This window comes from Aquiflexum sp., from assembly GCF_041751335.1.
Classification (GTDB): domain Bacteria; phylum Bacteroidota; class Bacteroidia; order Cytophagales; family Cyclobacteriaceae; genus Aquiflexum.
Window position 1 is genome coordinate 1 of sequence record NZ_JBGSXS010000446.1, and the last position, 3,454, is coordinate 3,454.

Sequence of the window (3,454 nt, forward strand, 5' to 3'; positions counted from 1 at the left end):
TATATGTTCGTGGAAAATTAACAGCAAGAGGTGTAAGAAAAAGAGCCGACTACATTCTGTACTACAAACCGAATATTCCAATTGCGATTGTTGAAGCAAAAGACAATAAACATTCAGTTCGAGCTGGAATCCAACAGGCTTTAGACTATGCTAAAATACTGGACATCCCTTGTGTATTCAGTAGCAATGGAGATGGATTTGTTTTCCACGACCGAACAGCTACTGGCGAAAATGTTGAAACAGATTTGGATATTGAAAATTTCCCAACTCCCGAACAACTTTGGAAGAAATACAAAAAATACAAGGGCATCGAATCCCCTGAGGCTGAAAAGATAGTAGCACAAGATTACTATTTCGACGGAAGCGGAAGAAGCCCAAGATACTACCAACAAATTGCCACTAACCGAACCGTTGAAGCGATTGCCAAAGGACAAGATAGAATTCTTCTGGTCATGGCAACCGGAACAGGAAAGACCTATACAGCCTTTCAAATCATTCACCGACTTTGGAAAAGCGGAAAGAAAAAAAGAATCCTGTTTTTGGCAGACCGAAACTCGTTGATAGACCAAACACGGAGAGGCGACTTCAAACACTTCAAGGATAAAATGACAGTAGTAAAACACCGCATGATAGACAAAAGCTATGAAGTGTATTTGGCACTCTATCAGGGATTGGCTGGATCTGACGAACAGGCAAATGCCTACAAACAATTTTCCCCTGAATTTTTTGATTTGATTGTCATAGACGAGTGCCACAGAGGAAGTGCAATAGAAGACAGTGCATGGCGGGAAATCCTCACCTATTTCAAAAAAGCAACTCATATTGGCCTGACCGCCACTCCAAAGGAAACCAATGAAGTTTCAAACAGTGAATATTTTGGCGATCCACTTTATACTTATTCCTTAAAACAAGGTATCGATGATGGATTTTTAGCACCATACCGTGTTGTTCGGGTTAACTTGAGTGTAGATGCCGAAGGATGGAGACCTGAACAGGGTAAAAAAGACAGACAAGGAAATGAAGTTGAGGACAGGGTTTACAATCGGAAAGACTTTGATCGAAATCTGGTAATTGAAGAACGGACCCAAGCTGTTGCCGGAAAACTCACGGAGTTTTTAAAAGGCTATGACCGATTTGCCAAAACAATAGTTTTCTGCACTGACATTGACCATGCGGAACGCATGCGGGCTGCATTATCCAACCTGAACGCTGACTTAGTGGCCCAGAACTACAAATACATCATGCAGATTACGGGTGATAATGATGAAGGAAAACGTGAGTTGGACAACTTCATTAATCCTGAGGAAACCTATCCTGTGATTGCCACTACTTCTGAATTGATGACCACAGGGGTAGATGCCCAAACCTGTAAAGTCATCGTCTTGGATGCTGAAATCAAATCCATGACCAAGTTCAAGCAGATTGTGGGAAGAGGAACACGGATCAATGAGGAATTTGGAAAAATGTATTTCACGATTCTCGACTTTAGGAATGTGACAGACTTGTTTGCGGATAAAGATTTTGATGGTGACCCGATCCATGTTAAACCGGTTTCAGAAGATACCGACCTGAGCCAAATTATTGAAGAAGAAGAAAATTTTGATACCCCTGTCATTGATGAAGTGACTGGTGAAGAAATAGTGGTCAAGACTACTATTCGATATCCCAAACCGCATGCTACAGTTAGTATACTCAGTGAATCAAGACAAAAGGTTTATGTCAACGGCGTAGATGTTTCAGTTTTGATCAGCCGTGAAATGTATTTTGACAACAATGGCAAACCGATAACTACCAGTTTAAAAGACCATACCAAAGAGTTGATCAAAGGACAGTATGCTTCTTTGGATGATTTCCTAAATCGCTGGAACAGCACGGACAAAAAAGAAGTCATCATCAAAGAATTGGAAGACCAAGGGGTTTTGGTAGAAGCCTTGAGAGATGCGGTAAATCATGAAGTGGATTTATTTGACCTAATCTGCCATGTAGCTTTTGGACAACCACCACTTACCCGAAAAGAAAGAGCCAATAATGTGAAGAAACGTGACTACTTTACCAAATATGGCGAACAGGCTAGAAAGGTCTTGGAAACCCTGCTTGAAAAGTATGCTGACGAAGGGGTGACCAACATTGAAAGCATGGATATCCTAAAAGTGAAACCCCTGACAGATTACGGTTCCCCGTTGGAAATCATCAAACAATTTGGCAGCAAAGCCAAATAATTGGAAGCAGTTAAAGAATTGGAACAGGAATTATATAAAACGGGTGCTTAATGAGTTCGGAAATCATCATATATCAATCCGAGGACGGGAAGACCAAAATTCAAACCCGGCTAGAAAACGAGACAGTCTGGTTAACCCAAGAGCAAATGAGCGACCTTTTTCAACGCGAAAGAAGTGTCATCACAAAGCACATTGGAAATGTTTTTAAAGAAGGTGAGCTTGAAGAAAAAAGCAATGTGCAAATTTTGCACATTGGTGGTTCTGACAAGCCTGTAAAATATTATAATCTAGATGTTATCATCTCAGTTGGTTACCGTGTAAAATCCCATCGAGGTACCCAATTCAGAATTTGGGCCACACAACGTCTTCGTGAGTACATAGTAAAAGGCTTCACGATGAACGATGAGTTGCTCAAAGAAGCCGGAGGCGGAAATTATTTTGATGAGTTGCTTGCCAGGATCAGGGACATCCGTTCTTCCGAAAAAGTTTTTTGGAGAAAGGTTCTTGACATCTATGCAACCAGTATTGATTATGATCCAAATACTGATCTTTCCCACACATTCTTCAAGACGGTACAAAACAAAATGCATTGGGCTGCCCATGGGCAAACTGCGGCTGAAGTGATTTATAAGCGGATTGATGCCGCAAAACCAAATCTTGGAATGACTAATTTTAAGGGAGTAAAGCCTACTAAGAAGGAAACAGAAATAGCCAAAAACTACCTGGACGAAAAAGAGTTGAATATTCTCAACAGGATGGTTACCGCATATCTGGAAATTGCTGAATTGCAGGCACTCAACCGGAAACCTATGTATATGAAAGATTGGATTTCAAGACTGGATGATTTCGTGACCATGACAGGCAATGAAATATTGAAGCATTCCGGCAAAATCAGTCATCAAATGGCTTTAGATAAAGCCCATGCTGAGTATGATAAATTCCAGGAGAAAACCAAAAATGAGCTTTCCCAAGTGGAAAAAGACTTTATTAAACAAATTGAAAGTGAAGCAAAATTGATTAAAAAGGACAAACCTTGATAGATGACAAGTTCGATGGAATCAATCTCTGAAGTGAAAATTTATTCTAATGAAATAAAAAAGAGGCTGTCTCAAAATTAACCGTTAATTTTCAAAACAGCCAAAATTAAGCCATAGAGGCCGATTTTCAGAAAATCGGCCCCTTGTTTTTTGAATACCGGTCAAAACCGGAAGCTTATTGCCTTGCCAGGGCTGATC

Annotated in this window: 2 protein-coding genes; both read left to right on the forward strand. The window is 40.4% G+C overall.

Going from position 1 to position 3,454, the window contains the following annotated elements; genetic code table 11:
• A partial coding sequence (hsdR, locus tag ACEW8U_RS23275) for an EcoAI/FtnUII family type I restriction enzme subunit R (RefSeq protein ID WP_373524453.1) occupies positions 1-2,219 on the forward strand: 2,219 nt, incomplete at its 5' end.
• A gap of 50 nt (positions 2,220-2,269) precedes the next feature.
• Complete coding sequence (locus ACEW8U_RS23280; RefSeq protein ID WP_373524454.1) at positions 2,270-3,256, forward strand: virulence RhuM family protein; 987 nt, start codon at positions 2,270-2,272, stop codon at positions 3,254-3,256.
• Positions 3,257-3,454: the final 198 nt, after the last annotated feature.

Coding starts and splice junctions, on each gene's coding strand:
- ACEW8U_RS23280 (WP_373524454.1), top strand. CDS start 2,270: ATGAGTTCGGAAATCATCATATATCAATCCGAGGACGGGAAGACCAAA.